Below are 17312 nucleotides of genomic sequence, written 5' to 3' on the forward strand. Positions count from 1 at the left end.
GACCTTCCTTGTCGTTGCAGCGATGTTTACGTCAACATCAGCGGGGCTACACTAACATGTTGACGTCAACATGGCGCAAGTCCTTCTTTCGGATCTGCCAGAGTTGACCCAGAGATCCGCACAGACGTTCCGGGAAAGGGCAGCGCGATGACCGAGCAGAACACCGCGCGCAGCCGCGCCAGACGCGGGCCGTCGCTCGCCGATGTCGCCGGGCACGCCGGGGTCTCCACGCAGACCGTCTCCCGCGTCGCCAACGGCCTCACCAACGTCGAGCCGGCCACCAGAGACCGCGTGCTGCACTCGATGCAGGCACTCGGCTACCGGCCCAACCGCGCAGCCCGCGCGCTGCGCTCCGGCCACTTCCGCAGCATCGGCGTCGTCATGTTCACACTGTCGTCGTACGGAAACATGCGCACGCTCGACGCCATCGCCGTCTCCGCCGCACGCGCCGGATACTCGATCAACCTCGTCCCCGTCGAGCACCCCACCCAGCAGGATGTGTCCGTCGCGTTCTCCCGGCTGCTCGAGCAGGCGGTCGACGGCATCATCATCGTCATCGAGGCGCACATCGTCGACAGGGCGGACGTCGAACTGCCTCCCGGCCTGTCCGTCGTCGTCATCGACTCGACGGCGCGCGCCGACTACCCGCAGGTCGACACCGATCAGGCCCAGGGCGCCAGGCTCGCCACCGAGCATCTGCTCGCCCTCGGCCACGAGACCGTGTGGCACATCTCCGGCCCTGCCGACTCGTACTCCGCCACCCGGCGAGCACAGTCCTGGCGCTCTGTGCTGGAGGAGGCGGGCAGACCGGTGCCTGAGCCGATGCTCGGCGACTGGTCGACCGCAGCCGGATACGAGCACGGCAAGACGATCGCCGCGCATCCGGAGATCACGGCCGTGTTCGCCGCGAACGACCAGATGGCGCTCGGCGTGCTGCGCGCCCTGCACGAGAACGGCCGCCGCGTGCCGGAGGACATCAGCGTGGTGGGCTTCGACGACATGGCGGAGTCCGACTCGTTCTGGCCGCCGCTGACCACGGTTCACCAGGAGTTCGAGGCGACGGGCCACCGCGCGGTCGAATTGCTCATCGCGGAGATCGAGTCCCGCCCGGAGCCCGCCGCGGCCACCGTCCTTCCGACGCGGCTCGTCGTCCGCGCATCCACCGGACAGGCGCCGACGCGCTGAAACTGGGGCCCCGACCTGCCCGATGGATCGTCTGGCCGATGGATTGTCTGGCCGGAGATTTGTTTCCGCTGCAGAATGTCGATGGCGTGCGTCCTCGTTCGACGTGGGGGTGAAGCGTTCGCAATCGAAAGGATGAACGATGAAGTACATGATGTTCGTTGTCACCGACTCCAACCGCGACACCGAGTCGGATGAATCGGATGTGAACCTCTGGGTCGACGAGCTCGACGCCAGCGGCAAGCGCATCATCGGCGAGGTCCTCGAGCCGCCGGCGAAGTCGACGATCGTGCGCGTGCGCGACGGCAAGCGCCACGTCACGGACGGCCCGTTCGCGGAGACCAAGGAGTGGATCTGCGGCTTCGACATCCTGGAGTGCGAGAACCTGGACGAGGCGATCGAGATCGCGTCCCGTCACCCGATGGCGCGCAACGGCCAGCTGGAGCTCCGCCCCTTCATGACCTGGGAGTGACCGGCCGCCGCAGCGTCGGTCAGGCTCGGCGGTAGCGGTGCTCGGGGCGGCCGGTGGTGCCGTAGCGCAGAGCGACCTCGACGAGGCCCCGGGCGGCGAGCGCCGCGAGATAGCGCTGCGCCGTCGCCCGCGAGACGCCCGTGACGGCGGCGACGTCCGCCGCCGTCACCTCGCCGCCGTCGAGCTGGGCGAGCACGAGCTGCTCTGTCGCCGACCGCGACGACGAGGCGGCTGCCGTGTCGCCGGAGTGCAGGATGCGCAGTGCGCGCTCGACCGCTTCCTGGTCGGCTCCTCTGTCGTCGCGCAGCACGTTGCGGTAGCGCAGGTACGCGTCCAGCCTGTCGCCGAGCAGCCGGGCGTCGAACGGTTTGATGAGGTAGGTCAGCGCCCCGGATCGCAGCGCGCGGCGGATGGTCGCCCCGTCCGTCGCCGCGCTGATCACGAACGCGTCCGTGTCGAGCTCGGCGAGCAGCGCGAGGCCGTCGCCGTCCGGCAGGTAGACGTCGACCAGCACGAGGTCGGGCGTCTGGTCGCGCACGACGGCGCGCGCCTCACGGGCGGTGTGCACCGCATCCAGCGCCGTGAAGCCGGGCCGGACGGCGACGACGTCGCGGTGCAGGCCGGCGACGTGGAAGTCGTCGTCGACGACGAGAACGCGGATGTCGTCGCTCACGGGAGACCCCTTTCGATCGGTGGATGCGCTGACTCCGCCCGCATCGTGCCTGGCAGCCGCGCGCACAGCACCGCGCCGCCGCCCGACCCTGCCGCCCCTCCCGCGTCCACCAGCCACACGTCTCCCCCTCGCCGCCTGGCGATGTCACGGCAGAGCGGGAGCCCGAACCCGTGCCCGTGGACGGCGTCGGCCGGCGCCGGCTGCCTGTCGTCCCCGCGTTCGAACAGCACGGCAGGGTCGGCGACGCCCCTGCCGGAGTCTCCGACCGTCAGGAACAGGTCATCCCCGTCGTCCAGCAGCTCCACCTCCACCCACCGGGGCTCGTCCCCGTCGACCGCGGCGCTGATCGCGTTGTCGACCAGGTTGCCGAGCACGGTCGCCACGTCCTCCGGCTCTGCGACGGCGCCGGTGACCAGCGTCTCCGCCCCGAGCGTCAGCAGCACGCCGCGCTCCGCCGCCTCGATGCCCTTGGCCCCGAGCAGCGCCTGCAGGTACGGCTCCTGGATGCGGTCGGCGTGCTCCACAGGGAACTTGAGCGGACCGCGGGCGACCACGTCCGCGAGATAGCCGCGCGCATCCTGCACCCTGTCGGCGTCGATCAGCCCGGCGACGACGTGCACGCGGTTCGCGAACTCGTGCCGCTGCGCCCGCAGCGCGTTGGTCATGGTCGCGACGGCGTCGAGCCGTCTGGCCAGCGCGTCCAGGTCCGTCCTGTCGCGCAGCACGGCGACCGTGCCGAGGTCGCGGCCGCCGCGCTCGACCCTGCGAACGTCGACGTAGACCACGCGGCCGCCCGTGACGAAGACGTCCTGCACGGCGGTGTCTCCCGTCGCCGACTCCAGCGACAGCGCGAGCGGCGCGGGCAGTCCGAGTTCGCGCACCGGTGAACCGATCGGATGCGCCAGCCCCAGCATCCGCGCCGCCCGCTCGTTGCAGACGCTCACCTCGCCGGCCGGGGTGATGGCGAGCACTCCCTCTCCGACCCCGTCGAGCACGGCGGCCTGGTCCTGCACGAGCGCGCTCAGCTCCTCCGGCTGCAGTCCGATGGTCAACCGGGTGAGCCTGCGCCGGATGAGCACGGACGCGACCACCCCGATCGCGAGCGCGACCACGGCCGTCACTGCGATCCCGCCGAGCAGCGAGGGAAGCTCGGTGAACACGCTCGCGGCGGCGAAGCCGACGCTCACCTCCCCGACCGGCACGCGACTGCCGACGCCTGGCGCGTAGACGGGCACTTTCGCGCGAGCCGACTCCCCCAGGGTCCCCGTCTCCCAGGCCACCGTCTCCCGCCCGGCCACGGCGTCCTCGAAGCTCGTGCTCACCCGCTCGCCCAGGCGGCTCTCGTCCGGGTGCGCGAGCCGGATGCCGTGGTCGTCCGTGATCACGACGAACAGCGCGCCCGTGCGGGTCCGCACCGCTTCGGCGAGCGGCTGCAACGGGCCGGCGGCGACGGCCGCGTTGGTCGGCGTGCCAGGGTTCTCGCTGAACTCTGCCACGGAGGCGCGCACCTCCACGTCCTCTGCGACCGTGCGGGCGATGGCCAGCGCGGACGACTCCGCCTCCCGCTGCAACTGCTGCACGCCGAGCACGGCGAACACACCGGCGCTCACCGCGACGACCGCGGAGACGGTCGCCAGCTGGAGGAGCAGCACATGGCTGGCGAACCGCATCCCGAAACTCCTTCGTGTCCCGTCCAGGCTAGGCGTCCGCACCGCAAGACGCCGAATGAGCAGAATGCGCAGAACCCGGAGAATGCGCAGATCGTGCGGGAACGCGCGATACCCGGCTGCGCGCCGCCTCCCCTCGTAGCGTGTCAGCGTCGCATCCGCTCGACAGCTCCATCCACTACGACAAAGGAGTCGGCGTGCTCGTCATCCTCGGATTCGCCATGATCCTCACCTTCATGGCACTCATCATGACCAAACGGCTGACGCCGATGGTCGCCCTCATCCTGGTGCCCACCATCTTCGGCCTGTTCGCCGGGGCAGGGCTCGGGCTCGGCGACATGATCATGAAGGCGATCGGCGGCCTCGCCCCGACCGCCGCCCTGCTGATGTTCGCGATCATGTTCTTCGGCATCATGATCAATGTCGGCCTGTTCGACCCGCTCATCCGGTTCATCGTGCGGTTCCTCGGGGACGACCCCGCGAAGGTCGTACTCGGCACGGCGGTGCTCGCCGGCGCCGTCTCCCTCGACGGCGACGGCTCGACCACGTTCATCATCACCACGTCGGCCATGCTGCCGATCTACCTCCGGCTCGGGATGAGCCCGGTCGTCCTCACCTGCGTCGCCGGGCTGGTCAACGGCACCCTCAACATCGTGCCGTGGGGCGGACCGACCGCACGAGCGGCCTCCGCCCTGAACGTCTCGCCGACCGACATCTTCGTGCCCATGCTGCCGTCGCTCGGGGTCGGCCTGGTCGTGGCGTTCGCCCTGGTGTGGATGCTCGGAGTCGGCGAGCGCCGCCGCCTCGGCACGCTGGCACTCGCCACCCCGATGCTGCGCGAGCCCGTCGCGGCCGGCGCCGGTGCTGGTGCCGGAACGGCCAGCTCCGGCAGCGCATCCACACGATTCTCGCTGTTCCAGGGCGGACGACTGGTGCGCGGCTCGCAGGCGGCGCCAGGCGCCCGCGGCGCGGTGGACACCACGGGAATCGTGACCGTCTCCGGTGCACGGCCGGACAACGGCGACACGGCGATGGCCGACACCATGCTCGACCCGAACCGCCCGTCGCTGCGGCCGAAGCTGATCTGGGTCAACCTCGCGCTCACCGTCACCGTGATGGTGCTGCTCGTGCTCGACGTGCTGCCCCTCGCGTACATCTTCATGGTCGGAACGGCGCTCGCCCTCGTGATCAACTTCCCGAAGCTGCGCAGCCAGGCGGACGAGATCGTCGCGCACGCGCCCAGCATCGTCGGCGTCGTGTCGATGGTGCTCGCGGCCGGCGTCCTCGTCGGCGTGCTCAACGGCACCGGCATGGTCACCGCGATGGCCAACTGGGTGGTTCAGATCGTCCCGGCGTCGATGGGACCGTTCCTCGCGGTGATCACCGGACTGCTGTCCATCCCGATGACGTTCTTCATGTCGAACGACGCCTTCTACTTCGGCATCCTCCCGATCCTCTCGGAGACGGCCGCCAACTACGGCATCAGCCCGGTGGAGATGGCGCGGGCGTCGATCGTCGGCCAGCCCGTCCACCTGCAGAGCCCGCTCGTCCCCGCCATCCTGCTGCTGGTGTCACTGGCGAACGTGAACCTCGGCGACCACCACAAGAAGGTGCTCTGGCGGGCGCTCCTGGTGTCCCTGGTGATGCTCACCGTCGGGGTGGTGCTCGGCGCCATCCCGTTCGGCTGACGCCTGCGCGCGCCGGTCGATCACTCAGACGGTCGACCGGCGAGCAGCATGGCCCGGGGACACAGCATTCCCATAGGATCGGGGCCATGCTGCTCGTTCCGCTGCTCGCGCTCACGCTGTTCGTCTTCGCCCTGGTGGACATCATCCTGCGTCCGTCCGACCAGGTGCGGCACCTGCCGAAGCTGGTCTGGGTGTTCATCGTGATCCTGCTCCCGCTGATCGGAAGCATCCTGTGGTTCGCGCTCGGCAGGGAGTACGGGCCGCGCGAGCCGAGGCAGCGGCGCACCGTGGTGGTGCGGGAGGCCACGCCGCAGCGCGTCCAGCACGCGCGGACGCTCAGCACAGAGGAGCAGCTCGCCGCCGTCGAGAAGGAGATCGCATACCACGAGCGTCAGGAGCGCATCCGGCAGCTCGAGGAGGAAGTGCGACGCCGCAAGGACGCCACGGGAGACCCCGCCGTCTAGAGCACGAGCTCGCGCCGCACGATCTGCTGCGCCACCATCGTGAGCTGCATCCCGTTGCTGCGGGCATACGACCGGATGCGCGTGAACGCCTCGTCCACGGGGATGCGGTGCGAGTACGACACGACGCCCTTCGCCTGCTCGATGACCACCCTGCTGTCAAGCGCGTGCTGCAGCTGGTTGCGCACCACGTCACTCTCGGCGAGCGCCCTCTGCTGCATGATGCCGATCGTCGCCACGTCGGCCATCGCCTGCGCGGCAACCGTGTCGATCTCCGTCATCGAGCCCGTCTCGTCGCCGAACAGGTTGAGCGAGCCGATCGTCGCGCGCCGCAGCCTCAGCGGGAACGCGTGCACTGCGTGGAAGCCCTGCTCTGTCGCCTCCGCGTGGAACTGCGTCCAGGTGTCTGCGACGAGCGCCAGATCGGGCACCGCGACGGCCGAACCGCTCCGGTAGCATTCGACGCACGGTCCGCCGTCCGGCCCGAGCTGCATCAGCTCGATCAGGCCGCTGCGCTCGTCGGTGGAGGCGACGACGTGCAGCTCCCCTTCTCCGTCAGCGAGCAGGATGCCGGCCTGGCTGATACTCAGCAGCTCCTGGCAGCGCTCGACCAGCGTCTGCAGCAGATCGACGATGTCGTAGTCGGCCACCAGTGAGTCGGCGAGCACGGCGAACGTCTCCAGGATCCGGCCCTCGCGCGTAGTCTCCTGCATCGTCCCTACCTCTCGCCCTCTGCGGCGAAGTCCAGCCGCCACCCGAGGATGTCCTCGGCGACCTCGCGCATCGTCATGTCGTGCGCGAACGCGTGCGCGCGGATCACCAGCTCCGCGTCCTCCGGCGTCACCCCGAGCTGCGCGATGACGGCGCCCGTCGCCTGGTGGATGCGCCTGCGCGAGAACTCTCCGCCGTCTCCGTCCTCGTCCGGCTTCCTGTCGAGCCTGCCGAGCAGGTCGCGCAGCAGGAGCCGTCCGGCGTCTTCTGCGAGCTCCGCCGCCCGCTTGGTGTCCGCATCCCTGAGCCGGACGGGCTGGGAGCTGTAGAGGTCGATCACCCCGAGGTTGAGCGGCCCGATGGCGAGCGGGAAAGCGAACAGCGACGCCACGGGGAGCCCGGCCGCTGCGTGGGCGAACGACGGCCAGCCTGCTCCTGGCGCCCTACGAAGATCGGGGGTGAGCACAGGGCGCCTGGTGGCGAGCGCCTCCCAGCACGGGCCCTCGCGCAGGTCGAACTGCAGTTCGTCCAGGCGCGCGGCGACATCGTCGGTCGCGCACACGGTCTCCGGCGAGACCAGATCGCCGATGGTCGAGACGGCGGCGCCGGTCACCGGCAGCGCGCGGAGGAACGGTGCGCAGTATCCGGCATCGCCCACGGTGGCTCCTCGATCGTCGCTCACGTCGTCGCACCACCTTCCGTGTCCTTCTGCCATTGTCCCGCATCCCGTGGTGCGCGCGTCCAGGCTGGGGCACGGCAGTTTTGTTTCAGTTTTCGACAGCGCGTTGGCGCTCTGGACGATAGCCGAGGACAGTTGTCCCATGAGTGGCATTCACGCGCGACCTCTCGCCGACCTGCGCGAACGCAGGACCAGCATCAAGTGGCACCGGTTCCCCGCCGACGTCCTTCCGATGTCGGTGGCCGAGATGGACTTCGAGATCGCGCCGGCCGTCGCTCAGACCGCGATCGATCACCTGCTGCGCTCCGACACCGGATACCTCGACTCCCCCGGCCCGCTGGCAGAGGCGTTCGCCGAGTTCGCCTCCGGCGCGTGGGGCTGGCAGCTCGACGAGTCCAGGGTGCATCTCGCCACGGATGTGACGGTCGGCGTCCTGGAGACCCTGCGGCTCGCCGTTCCCGGCGTCGGCGGTCGCGTCGTGCTGACCCCGCCCGTGTACGCGCCGTTCTACGAGATGGTCGGCGAGGCCCGCGCAGAGGCCGTCGAGGTTCCGTTGCGCGAGGACGCAGGCTGGTCGCTCGACCTTCCCGCGATCGAGCGCGCCTTCGCCTCCGGGGTGGATGCGTTCCTCCTCTGCAACCCGCACAACCCCACCGGCCGTTCGCACGACAGGGAGAGCCTCGCGGAGCTCGCGCGCCTCGCAGCGCAGTACGACGTCCTCGTGGTGAGCGACGAGGTGCACGCCCCGCTCGCGCATCCAGGCTCTCCGTTCACACCCTTCGCTGTGGCGTGTACCGGGGCGGGGGTCCGCTCCGTCACCGTGACCTCCGCCAGCAAAGGCTGGAACCTCGCAGCCCTCAAGTGCGCCGTCGCCGTCGCGAACGACGCAGACTCCGCCGCGATGCTCACCCGGTTCCCGGAAGAGCTCGCCGCCCGCACCAGCATCATCGGCCTGCACGCCAACATCGCCGCATACGAGGCGCAGACCTGGCTGCACCAGACCATCGACCGCATCACGGACAACTACCGCCTGCTCGTCGGCGAGCTGAGCATCCACCTGCCGGAGGTCCGCGTGGTGGAGCCGGATGCCGGTTACCTGGTCTGGCTGGACTTCCGCGCCATCGGTCTCGGCGACGACCCTGCCGCGACCCTGCTGGCCGATGCACGGGTCGCCCTCAACTCCGGCCCCACCTTCGGCCAGGGCGGCCACGGCTTCGCCCGCATGAACATCGCCTGCGACCCCGCCACCATCACCGAGGCGGTCCGCCGCATCGCCGCCCTCGTCCACGCCCGCAGCACCCAGTCAGCGCGCACGTCCGTCCCAGCCTGATCGGCAGGAAGTCTCAGCTAGCCCGCGGCCACCAGGCCTCGCTCCAGGTCTTCGATCACGTCGCGCACGCTCTCCAGCCCGATCGACAACCGGACGAGCCCCGGCGTGATCCCCGCGTCGAGCCGCTCCTGCTCGGTGAGCTTGGCGTGGATCGTGCTGCCCAGGTGGATCGCGAGCGTGCGAACGTCGCCGATGTGCGTCATCGGGCTGACCAGCTCCAGCGCGTCGATGAACCGGCGCGCCGCCGGCCGCCCGCCTGCCAGGTCGATGCTGACGATCGACCCTGGCCCGAGCGGCAGGTACTTCCCCGCGCGCTCGTGGAACGGGCTGGCGGCGAGGCCGGGGTAGTGCACGGCCGCCAGCTCCGGCCGCCCATCCAGCCACTCCGCGATGGCCTGTGCGTTCTGCACGTGCCTGTCCATCCGCAGCGACAGCGTCTCGACGCCGTGCAGCAGCAGGAAGCTGCTCGTCGGCGGAACGGTCGGCCCGTACTCCAGCACCGTCACGGTGCGCAGATAGGCGAGGTACGCCCCGGCGCCGAAGCGCTCCACGAACGACGGGACACCCGGCCTCGGCGCATCCACCAGATGAGGGAAGCGCTCGGCGTTGGCGGCCCAGTCGAACCGGCCGCCGTCGATCACGGCACCGCCGATCACGGCCCCGTGCCCCGCCAGCCATTTGGAGGTGGAGTGCACCACGATGTCCGCTCCCCACTCGATGGGGCGACAGAGGTAGGGCGTCGCCACCGTGCTGTCCACCACGAGCGGCACGCCTGCGCTGTGCGCGATCCCCGCGAGCCGCTCCAGGTCGACGACCTGGTTGAGCGGGTTCGGGATGGTCTCGGTGTAGATTGCGCGCGTGCGGTCGGTGACGCGCGCCGACCACTCCGCCTCGTCGGCGTCGTCCGGCACGTACTCCACGTCGAGCCCCTGCCGCTGCAGCGCGCCGCGGAACATCTCCCGCGTTCCTTCGTACAGCGACGACGTGGCCAGGATGTGATCGCCGGCCCGCGCGAGCGAGAACAGCGCTGCGGCGATGGCGGCCTGCCCGCTGGAGACGACGATGCCGTCGACTCCGCCCTCCAGGTCGGCGAGCCTGCGCCCTGCGACCGCGTTCGTCGGGTTCTCGTTGCGGGAGTACGCCCGCATCGCGCTGCGCCCGGCGAAGCGCTCCTCTCCGTCGTCGAAGTCCGAGAAGACGTAGCCGGCGGTCTGGTAGATCGGCGTCACCCGCGCACTGGTCTGCGCATCCACGACGGCGCCGGCGTGGATCTGCCTGGTCTCGAAGTCAGCCATGGAGCAACTGTACGAACCGCGGAACGGATGCGCGTACCTTCGCGCAACATTCGGTCGTACGGGAACCGGCTCAGTCCGGGTCGCTCGGGTCCACCGGCGCGTGATGGTCGAGGGCGACCACGCCGCGCTTCCAGTACCCGCTGACCACGACCTGCTCCTGCGGTAGCCCCAGCTCGCGCCTCAGGTAGTGCCGCAACGGGATGAGCGTGCCTGCCTCGCCCGCGAGGAACACGAACGTGTCCTCGCCGATCGGCCTCAGCGCGCGCAGGGCGACCTCGACAGGGGATGCGCCACTCGGGTCGCTCAAGCCACTCGCCCTGCTCAGCCACCGCGCATCCACCCGGCCTGCGACGGCGGCGGGCAGGTAGGCGGACACGCTGTCGTCGGCCACGTCGAACAGCGCCGTCACCGGCACGGAGGGGCCGACGGCGTCCAGCCACTTGCTCGCGGCTGGCAACGCCGTCTCGTCGGCGACCAGGATCAGCCGGCCGATGCCCTCCGGGGCGAGCTGCGATCCGCGCGGTCCGCCGATGGCGACCACGTCGCCCGGCGTCGCTCTGACCGCCCACGCAGAGGCCGGGCCTTCGTCGCCGTGCAGCACGAAGTCGATGTCGAGCTCTGCCGGGTCCCCGTCCGCCGCGGGGCGGAAGGCGAGCGGCGTGTAATCCCGCGCGATCGGCGTGCCGCTCTCCGGCGGACGGATGCCCTCCGGTGTCACGGTCGGCACCACGAGCATCCCGGACTGGTGGTCGGGGAAGAACACCTTGACGTGGTCGGCCGGTCCTGCACTCGCGAAGCCGTCAAGATCCTTCCCGCCGAAGGTCACACGGACGATCGACGGGACGATTCTGCTCACACGGCGGACGGTGACGTGGCGGACGGCGAACTCGTGCCGAAGGCGCTGACGAGCGAAGGTCATCTCCTGAGACTCCAGTCGACGGGGGGGCGAACTGTTGATGAGGCCAACCTAACCTAGCCGACATGCGACACCTTTCAGGCCACGCAGCGCAGCGATCGACCGAGGCCGATTCCACCGAAAACCCCACAGCCACCGCCGCGCGGTCCAGAATGTCTCCATGACCAGCTTGACCGTGATCGAGCGGTCGCCAGACCCCGACCTTCCCGAGTCAGGTGCCCGCCGTCCCTCCATCGCAGAGCGCATCCGCAATCTGGGCCAGAATCGGATCGGCGCTCTTCTCCTGCTCCTGGCGACCGTCATCGCCATCGTCTGGGCGAACGTGTCGTCCAGCTCGTACGACGCGCTGTGGGAGACGCACTTCACCGTCGGCGTGCAGGACATCCATCTGGACTTCACGCTGCACGCGCTCGTCAACGACGCGCTCATGGCGATCTTCTTCTTCACGGTCGGGCTGGAGGTGCGGCGCGAGTTCGCGATCGGCGAGCTGACGAGCTGGTCGCGCGCCGTGATCCCCGTGGTCGCCGCTGTCGCAGGACTCGTGATGCCAGCGCTCCTGTTCGTGCTGATCAGCGCCGGGTCGGGTCAGGAGCACGCCTGGGGTGTCGTCATCTCCACCGACACGGCGTTCCTGGTCGGTGCGCTCGCGCTCGTCGGACCGCACGCGCCTGGCAGGCTCCGCGTCTTCCTCCTGGCCCTCGCGGTCGTCGACGACATCGGCGCGCTCAGCATCATCGCCCTCGTGTACACCGAGAACTTCAACCCGCTGCCGCTCATCGTCGCGGCGGTGTGCCTGGTCGGCGTCTACTTCACCCGCTACCTGCGCGGCGGGCGCGGGCCGGTGTATGCGACGCTCGCCGTCATCGTCTGGTTCTCGTTCCTGGCGTCCGGCGTGCATCCCACCCTCGCCGGTGTCGCCATCGCCCTGCTGGTGCCGGTGTACCGCCCGAACCGCCGCGATGTGGAGCACGCCCTCGACCTCGCCAGGACGTTCCGGCAGTCGCCGAACACCGAGTACGCCAGGGCGGCGGCGAACAGCCTCCGCGAGTCGATCTCGATCAACGAGCGCCTCCAGTCCGCGTATGCGCCATACGTCGCGTACGTGATCCTGCCGCTGTTCGCCCTCGCGAACGCCGGCGTGCAGCTCAGCGGGGACATCCTCGCCGCCGCCGTCACCTCACCGGTGAGCTGGGGCATCCTGATCGGCCTGGTCGGCGGCAAGTTCATCGGCGTGTTCGGGTCGAGCGCGCTCCTGCGCGCCTTCCGGATCGGCGACTTCGGAGCCGGTCTCTCACTCGACAGGGTGGCGGGCGGGGCCGCGCTGTGCGGCATCGGCTTCACGATCTCGCTGTTCATCATCGACCTCGCCATCGACGACCCCGGCGTCCAGAACGAGGCCCGCGTCGCCGTGCTGACCGCATCCGTCGTCGCGTTCCTGCTGTCCACGCTCATCTTCCGCATCTCGGATGCCCGCCACCCAGGCAAGGAGAGCGGCCGGGTCCTCGCGCGCCCCGTCGACCCGCGCCGCGACCACATCTACGGCAGGGCGGACGCTCCGTACACGCTGGTGGAGTACGGCGACTTCCAGTGCGGCTTCTGCCTGAAGGCCACCGGCTCGGTCGAGGAGGTCAGGCGCGAGATCGGCGACCAGCTCCGCTATGTCTGGCGTCACGCCCCGCTCACGCGCTACCACCCGAACGCGCAGGCGGCGGCGGAGGCCTCGGAGGCCGCGTCCCTCCAGGGCCGCTTCTTCGACTTCGAGCGCAGCCTTTTCGCCGACCAGGAGCACCAGCTCCCGTCCGACATCATGAGACGCGCCACCGACCTGGGCCTCGACGTCGAACGCTTCGAGTCCGACCTGAACTCCGCCGAGGTCGCCGCCCGCGTCCGCGACGACATGCTGGATGCGGAGGCGATGGACATCACCGCGGTGCCGACATTCTTCGTCAACGGCCGCCGCCATGTGGGCCCGTACGACGCGCAGACGCTGATCCGTGCTTTGGAGGCGACGGCGCCGGGCACGAAAGACTTGGGCTGAGCTACAGCGGCGCCCAGTGCACCTGAAGAGCCTCCCACGTGCCGACGTTAATCCGCTCGACTCCGACACCGACGGCCTTCTCGCCCGTGGCTGACAACCTGAAGATAAATTCGCGTCCACCTTCGACAAGCTGTTTGAGCTTCTCGGCTGTCACGAAGTCATCGAGTTCTCTGTACGCACTAGGCGTCGCATTGAAGACAATCTCTCGGAGAGGCATCACTGCACCGCGGATGTAGGTCGAGTCGACAGAGTGTGTCTCAAACACGCTTTCTTGCCTGTTCCAAGCGATTACGCAAAGCCGACCTGATCCGGCGATTCCCTGGCTCGAGGGCACCGCTACCACCACATCTGCCCACCGATTTTCGAGCGCACCGAACGCAGAGTGCACCGATAGGGATGCGGCGGCTTTCTCGACCCGTCCCCCTACGTACTCGCTTAGGCAGTTGTCTCCCGACCACGCTGATTCAGCCTCGATACCTAGCTGGATGAGGTTCCCAAGAATTCCCGTCGGCGGCACAGCACTTCCGGGGTCTCGATCCACGACCGACACCTTCGCATCCTTCGGGGCTTGGTTAACGAGTTGACTTGCGACACGGTCCTCCGCGGGAAGCGAATAGCCCATGAGCGTGATCTCCGAGGCAGCGGCGACGAGCGAGCGCGCCTGCCTCCAGAGTGTGTGGCTGAGGTAGGACGAGTAAAAGCCATCCTTACTTGTTATTGGCGGCACGAGGTATCGATCTAGCTTGGTTGCACCGTCGAAGTCGGAGTCGGGCGTCATCGGAACAAGCGATCCGAACACTTGCTTCTCTCGAATGCGAATCAGTGTGGAACCGCTGGAATCGCCAGCCGCCCAGTACCACGCAAGTGAACCGTGCAGTTTCAATATTTCAAAGGACTGATCTGTATGTCCCGCCCCCATATCTCCCAGAAACTGCGCTTGCGGAGCAGGCGGAGCGGGAAACACAACATGGTCGCCCATCACGTAATGCACTTGCCCGTCTGTGGAGGTCGTCGTAGGAGGGTTGCCGTTAACGGCGCGCTCAATCAACGTGTCGTAATTGAAGGTGAGGATGACGGCTCGTTCCTGGTGCCACAAAGCGACGAGTTGACGAAGCCAAAGCGGGCATTCCGACGTTGACGCCACGGCCATCGTCTCATCGAGCACATGAGCGATCTCCGCAACGATATGGGCGCCATGCGCAGCGCGGGTCGCGTTCTCATAACTCTCCAAGAACGGAAGTGGCGTCATTTGGAGTGTTAGCCAATCCTCGAATGATTGTCCAACGCGGAGATCAAAGCTCACCTGCGAGCCTAGGCGAGACGCCAGAGCCTCTCCGAGTTCGTTGGTAATAGGCATAGCACGGTGAATCGCCTTCGAGAAACCCGCGCCCAGCACGTAGACGGGACGGCGAGCAGCAGCATCTCTCATGCCCCAAATCTACCGAGGCTGACCAGCGTACGAGTCGAGCAGGCGACAGCGGTGCGAAAGCGCACATCAATTGCTAATTTGATCGGGCATGTTGGTCGCAGACACAGCCTCGGCGAGCGAGGACCCCGTGGCAAATCTGCGCATCCGATTGTTGTAGATCCCGAGCTGTTCGATTGGTGCCGCCCGGACGCGTTCGAAAGAACTGGAATCCGACGGCACCGGATGCGCGCGGCTCGTCCACGCCCCGCTGAGAGAGCCGGCCACGGGACTCGAACCCGTAACCCCCGCTTTACAAGAGCGGTGCGCTACCAATTGCGCCAGGCCGGCAGTCGACGGTCGCCCGTCGTCGGCACCATCCTAAGGGATCGCGCCCGTCCGCTCCGTCAGCCTGCGCTGGGGCTCGGCGTCGGGGTCGCGGTCGACGAGTACTGGTCGCCCTGCGCCTGCAGCACGAACGCTTTGAAGTCGGCCGCGCTGGTGAGCGAGCCGGTGTACTGCTTGCCGTTGACGAGCACCAGCAGGGCGTTCGTCATCTTCTTGACCGTCGAGTTCGGGATGGGGCCGCTCAGTGCGCGGTCGCTCGCGGTCGTCGCCCAGGTCTTGAAGCGGCCGTCGTCGATGCACGACGAGATCTCGCTCGTCTTGCCGGCGCCTGCAGCACTCACACGCTTCTTGATCTGCGCGTCGGTGAGGCCCGGGCCGCCCTCCTTGGGCTGGCTCATGAACATCGTGGCGTTGAACTTCCAGAACGCGTTCGGCGAGTAGTTCGCCACGCACGCTGCCGCGTTGGCGGCACGCAGCGAGTACTTGGTCCCTGCCGAGTGGCTGGTGTAGATCGCGACGGGGTGCACCTCCATCGTCACGGCGCCGTTCTTGACGAGCGGTTCGAGCTGCTTGAGGTTGGTGCGCTGGAAGTCGCCGCAGAGCTCGCACAGGTAGTCCGCGTACACGCGGATGTCGACCACGCTGCCGCTGGGGTCTGGGGTGGATGGGATCGGCTTGGCGTCGGCCGCGAGCGCCGGGGTGGGCGTCACCTTGAGGCCCGAGCCGATCAGCACGCCGTCGCTCGCCATGTTCTTCGGGCCGGGGACGGTGGGCCGGATCGCACTCACGATGATGAGCGCAACGACCGTCACGACAGCGAGCACGCCGATCACGATTCCGCCGGTCAGGAGCGTCTTGTTCCTGCGATCCTTCCGCTGCTGCGTCGTGCGCAGCTGGCGGGCCTTCTCCCTGGCTGCCTCGCGCCGCTCGTTCGCAGGGCGGCTGTCGTCGGGACCGTCGGTCATGGATGTCACTTTCAGGGGGATCGCTAGGGGGTACTGCGCTTCGGGTGCAGTGTTCGGCTTCGCGTGCGCTGCACGCAACCGGACGATCGTAATTCGGCAGTCTGGGAATCGCCCAGACGCCAGCTGAACGCGCGCGGAGCCCGGGGGTTCGCGCGTGGTCACGACGCCGTCGCCGATGTCATACTATGGGGTCGTGGCACCGTCGCCTCAGGATGACAGTTCCACCTACCCATTCACAACGGATCGTCCGGCACGTACCTGCCGGTGAAGGAGTAAGAAAGAAATGGCGTCAGTCACCTATGACAAGGCAACCCGTCTGTACCCGGGTTCCAACCGCCCTGCAGTGGATGCACTCGACCTCGAGATCGCCGATGGCGAATTCCTCGTTCTGGTCGGCCCCTCCGGCTGCGGCAAGTCCACCTCGCTGCGAATGCTCGCCGGCCTCGAAGAGGTCAACGACGGCAACATCTTCATCGGCGAGCGCAACGTCACCGACGTTCCGCCGAAGGACCGCGACATCGCGATGGTGTTCCAGAACTACGCTCTCTACCCGCACATGACCGTCGCAGAGAACATGGGCTTCGCGCTCAAGATCGCCGGCGTCAACAAGGACGAGCGCGCATCCCGTGTGCTCGAGGCCGCCAAGCTGCTCGACCTGGAGCCATACCTCGGCCGCAAGCCGAAGGCGCTCTCCGGTGGTCAGCGTCAGCGCGTCGCGATGGGCCGCGCGATCGTCCGCAGCCCTCAGGTGTTCCTCATGGACGAGCCGCTGTCCAACCTCGACGCCAAGCTCCGCGTCCAGACCCGCACGCAGATCGCGTCGCTCACCCGTCGCCTCGGCGTCACCACGGTCTACGTCACCCACGACCAGACCGAGGCGCTGACCATGGGCGACCGCATCGCGGTCCTCAAGGACGGCGTCCTGCAGCAGGTCGGCACCCCGCGCGACCTGTACGCGCAGCCGAACAACGTGTTCGTCGCCGGCTTCATCGGAAGCCCGGCCATGAACCTGTTCTCGGCTGACGTCACCGACGGCGGTGTCAAGTTCGGCACCTCGGTCGTCCCGATCGAGCGCGAGGTCCTCGCGAACGCCGGTTCGGCCGTCACCATCGGTGTCCGCCCGGAGGACGTCGTCGTCTCCACCGCAGAGAACACCGGCCTCAAGGTCACGGTGGACCTGGTCGAGGAGCTCGGCGCCGACGGCTACCTCTACGGTCACTCGGAGATCGACGGCAAGCGCACCGACATCGTCGGCCGTGTCGACGGTCGTATGCACCCCAACGCGGGCGACACCGTCTACATCACCCCGAAGCCCGGCCACGTCCACGCGTTCCACGCGGAAAGCGGCGAGCGCCTCGGCGGTGCGGTCGTCGACTGAGGTCGTAACGCAACCTGACAGTGCCGCAGTCCTTCACGGACTGCGGCACTGTCTTTTTCCCCGCTGCTCGTTCCCCGCCTCCAGCGCTCCCACCCGCATCCGAT

15 protein-coding genes and 1 tRNA gene are annotated in these 17312 nt (G+C 68.4%); 7 read left to right on the forward strand and 9 right to left on the reverse strand.

Annotation, left to right across the window (positions count from 1 at the left end; genetic code table 11):
• Positions 1-147 precede the first annotated feature (147 nt).
• Positions 148-1185 (forward strand): LacI family DNA-binding transcriptional regulator, encoded by a 1038-nt coding sequence (locus ACIRCZ_RS08010; protein WP_055895136.1) that lies wholly within the window; start codon positions 148-150, stop codon positions 1183-1185.
• A 139-nt stretch (positions 1186-1324) separates the two neighbouring features.
• Positions 1325-1654, forward strand: coding sequence for a YciI family protein (locus tag ACIRCZ_RS08015; protein WP_055895133.1), 330 nt, complete (start codon positions 1325-1327; stop codon positions 1652-1654).
• 19 nt (positions 1655-1673) lie between these two features.
• Here the strand turns inward: ACIRCZ_RS08015 and ACIRCZ_RS08020 are convergent, their stop codons facing one another.
• Positions 1674-2327: a response regulator gene (locus tag ACIRCZ_RS08020; protein WP_402851474.1), complete on the reverse strand. Its 654-nt coding sequence runs from the start codon at positions 2325-2327 to the stop codon at positions 1674-1676.
• Positions 2324-3997: an ATP-binding protein gene (locus ACIRCZ_RS08025; RefSeq protein ID WP_402851477.1), complete on the reverse strand. Its 1674-nt coding sequence runs from the start codon at positions 3995-3997 to the stop codon at positions 2324-2326. The genes ACIRCZ_RS08020 and ACIRCZ_RS08025 overlap by 4 nt, the downstream gene beginning before the upstream one ends.
• Positions 3998-4215: 218 nt before the next feature.
• Here ACIRCZ_RS08025 and ACIRCZ_RS08030 point away from each other — a divergent pair, with 218 nt between their 5' ends.
• Positions 4216-5682 carry a CitMHS family transporter gene (locus ACIRCZ_RS08030; protein WP_402851707.1) on the forward strand — a complete coding sequence of 489 codons (1467 nt, stop codon included), beginning with the start codon at positions 4216-4218 and terminating at the stop codon, positions 5680-5682.
• 86 nt (positions 5683-5768) lie between these two features.
• Positions 5769-6146, forward strand: coding sequence for a PLD nuclease N-terminal domain-containing protein (locus tag ACIRCZ_RS08035; protein WP_055895126.1), 378 nt, complete (start codon positions 5769-5771; stop codon positions 6144-6146).
• Here ACIRCZ_RS08035 and ACIRCZ_RS08040 read toward each other — a convergent pair.
• Complete coding sequence (locus tag ACIRCZ_RS08040; RefSeq protein ID WP_055895123.1) at positions 6143-6856, reverse strand: GAF and ANTAR domain-containing protein; 714 nt, start codon at positions 6854-6856, stop codon at positions 6143-6145. The two genes, ACIRCZ_RS08035 and ACIRCZ_RS08040, sit on opposite strands and share 4 nt — an antisense overlap.
• Positions 6857-6861: 5 nt before the next feature.
• On the reverse strand, positions 6862-7536 hold the full coding sequence (locus ACIRCZ_RS08045) for a GAF and ANTAR domain-containing protein (protein WP_402851481.1): 675 nt from the start codon (positions 7534-7536) through the stop codon (positions 6862-6864).
• Positions 7537-7675: 139 nt separating this feature from the next.
• On the opposite strand from ACIRCZ_RS08045, the gene ACIRCZ_RS08050 reads away from it, so the two are divergent.
• Positions 7676-8863, forward strand: coding sequence for a MalY/PatB family protein (locus tag ACIRCZ_RS08050; protein ID WP_402851484.1), 1188 nt, complete (start codon positions 7676-7678; stop codon positions 8861-8863).
• A gap of 17 nt (positions 8864-8880) precedes the next feature.
• Here the strand turns inward: ACIRCZ_RS08050 and ACIRCZ_RS08055 are convergent, their stop codons facing one another.
• Together ACIRCZ_RS08055 and ACIRCZ_RS08060 are read right to left on the reverse strand one after the other, a co-directional pair.
• Positions 8881-10158 carry an O-acetylhomoserine aminocarboxypropyltransferase/cysteine synthase family protein gene (locus ACIRCZ_RS08055; RefSeq protein ID WP_402851487.1) on the reverse strand — a complete coding sequence of 426 codons (1278 nt, stop codon included), beginning with the start codon at positions 10156-10158 and terminating at the stop codon, positions 8881-8883.
• Positions 10159-10228: 70 nt separating this feature from the next.
• Positions 10229-11077 (reverse strand): siderophore-interacting protein, encoded by an 849-nt coding sequence (locus tag ACIRCZ_RS08060; protein WP_402851490.1) that lies wholly within the window; start codon positions 11075-11077, stop codon positions 10229-10231.
• Positions 11078-11234: 157 nt separating this feature from the next.
• Here ACIRCZ_RS08060 and nhaA point away from each other — a divergent pair, with 157 nt between their 5' ends.
• Positions 11235-13112, forward strand: coding sequence for a Na+/H+ antiporter NhaA (gene nhaA / locus ACIRCZ_RS08065; protein ID WP_402851493.1), 1878 nt, complete (start codon positions 11235-11237; stop codon positions 13110-13112).
• 1 nt (position 13113) lies between these two features.
• Here the strand turns inward: nhaA and ACIRCZ_RS08070 are convergent, their stop codons facing one another.
• The 3 genes from ACIRCZ_RS08070 to ACIRCZ_RS08080 all read right to left on the reverse strand — a co-directional run bounded on the left by ACIRCZ_RS08070 (position 13114) and on the right by ACIRCZ_RS08080 (position 15830).
• On the reverse strand, positions 13114-14541 hold the full coding sequence (locus ACIRCZ_RS08070; RefSeq protein ID WP_402851495.1) for a hypothetical protein: 1428 nt from the start codon (positions 14539-14541) through the stop codon (positions 13114-13116).
• A gap of 254 nt (positions 14542-14795) precedes the next feature.
• Positions 14796-14868: transfer RNA gene (locus ACIRCZ_RS08075), tRNA-Thr, on the reverse strand.
• A gap of 56 nt (positions 14869-14924) precedes the next feature.
• Positions 14925-15830, reverse strand: coding sequence for a DsbA family protein (locus tag ACIRCZ_RS08080; RefSeq protein WP_402851498.1), 906 nt, complete (start codon positions 15828-15830; stop codon positions 14925-14927).
• A gap of 283 nt (positions 15831-16113) precedes the next feature.
• Here ACIRCZ_RS08080 and ACIRCZ_RS08085 point away from each other — a divergent pair, with 283 nt between their 5' ends.
• Positions 16114-17208 carry an ABC transporter ATP-binding protein gene (locus ACIRCZ_RS08085; protein WP_055895106.1) on the forward strand — a complete coding sequence of 365 codons (1095 nt, stop codon included), beginning with the start codon at positions 16114-16116 and terminating at the stop codon, positions 17206-17208.
• Positions 17209-17312: the final 104 nt, after the last annotated feature.

Source organism: Leifsonia sp. NPDC102414, from assembly GCF_044765685.1.
Lineage (GTDB): Bacteria > Actinomycetota > Actinomycetes > Actinomycetales > Microbacteriaceae > Leifsonia.

Excerpts from the sequence above, each read along its gene's own strand:
- ACIRCZ_RS08040 (WP_055895123.1), bottom strand. The coding sequence starts at position 6,856 with ATGCAGGAGACTACGCGCGAGGGCCGGATCCTGGAGACGTTCGCCGTG.
- ACIRCZ_RS08055 (WP_402851487.1), bottom strand. The coding sequence starts at position 10,158 with ATGGCTGACTTCGAGACCAGGCAGATCCACGCCGGCGCCGTCGTGGAT.
- ACIRCZ_RS08060 (WP_402851490.1), bottom strand. The coding sequence starts at position 11,077 with ATGACCTTCGCTCGTCAGCGCCTTCGGCACGAGTTCGCCGTCCGCCAC.
- ACIRCZ_RS08080 (WP_402851498.1), bottom strand. The coding sequence starts at position 15,830 with ATGACCGACGGTCCCGACGACAGCCGCCCTGCGAACGAGCGGCGCGAG.
- ACIRCZ_RS08070 (WP_402851495.1), bottom strand. The coding sequence starts at position 14,541 with ATGAGAGATGCTGCTGCTCGCCGTCCCGTCTACGTGCTGGGCGCGGGT.
- nhaA (WP_402851493.1), top strand. The coding sequence starts at position 11,235 with ATGACCAGCTTGACCGTGATCGAGCGGTCGCCAGACCCCGACCTTCCC.
- ACIRCZ_RS08085 (WP_055895106.1), top strand. The coding sequence starts at position 16,114 with ATGGCGTCAGTCACCTATGACAAGGCAACCCGTCTGTACCCGGGTTCC.
- ACIRCZ_RS08010 (WP_055895136.1), top strand. The coding sequence starts at position 148 with ATGACCGAGCAGAACACCGCGCGCAGCCGCGCCAGACGCGGGCCGTCG.
- ACIRCZ_RS08015 (WP_055895133.1), top strand. The coding sequence starts at position 1,325 with ATGAAGTACATGATGTTCGTTGTCACCGACTCCAACCGCGACACCGAG.
- ACIRCZ_RS08050 (WP_402851484.1), top strand. The coding sequence starts at position 7,676 with ATGAGTGGCATTCACGCGCGACCTCTCGCCGACCTGCGCGAACGCAGG.
- ACIRCZ_RS08030 (WP_402851707.1), top strand. The coding sequence starts at position 4,216 with ATGATCCTCACCTTCATGGCACTCATCATGACCAAACGGCTGACGCCG.
- ACIRCZ_RS08035 (WP_055895126.1), top strand. The coding sequence starts at position 5,769 with ATGCTGCTCGTTCCGCTGCTCGCGCTCACGCTGTTCGTCTTCGCCCTG.
- ACIRCZ_RS08025 (WP_402851477.1), bottom strand. The coding sequence starts at position 3,997 with ATGCGGTTCGCCAGCCATGTGCTGCTCCTCCAGCTGGCGACCGTCTCC.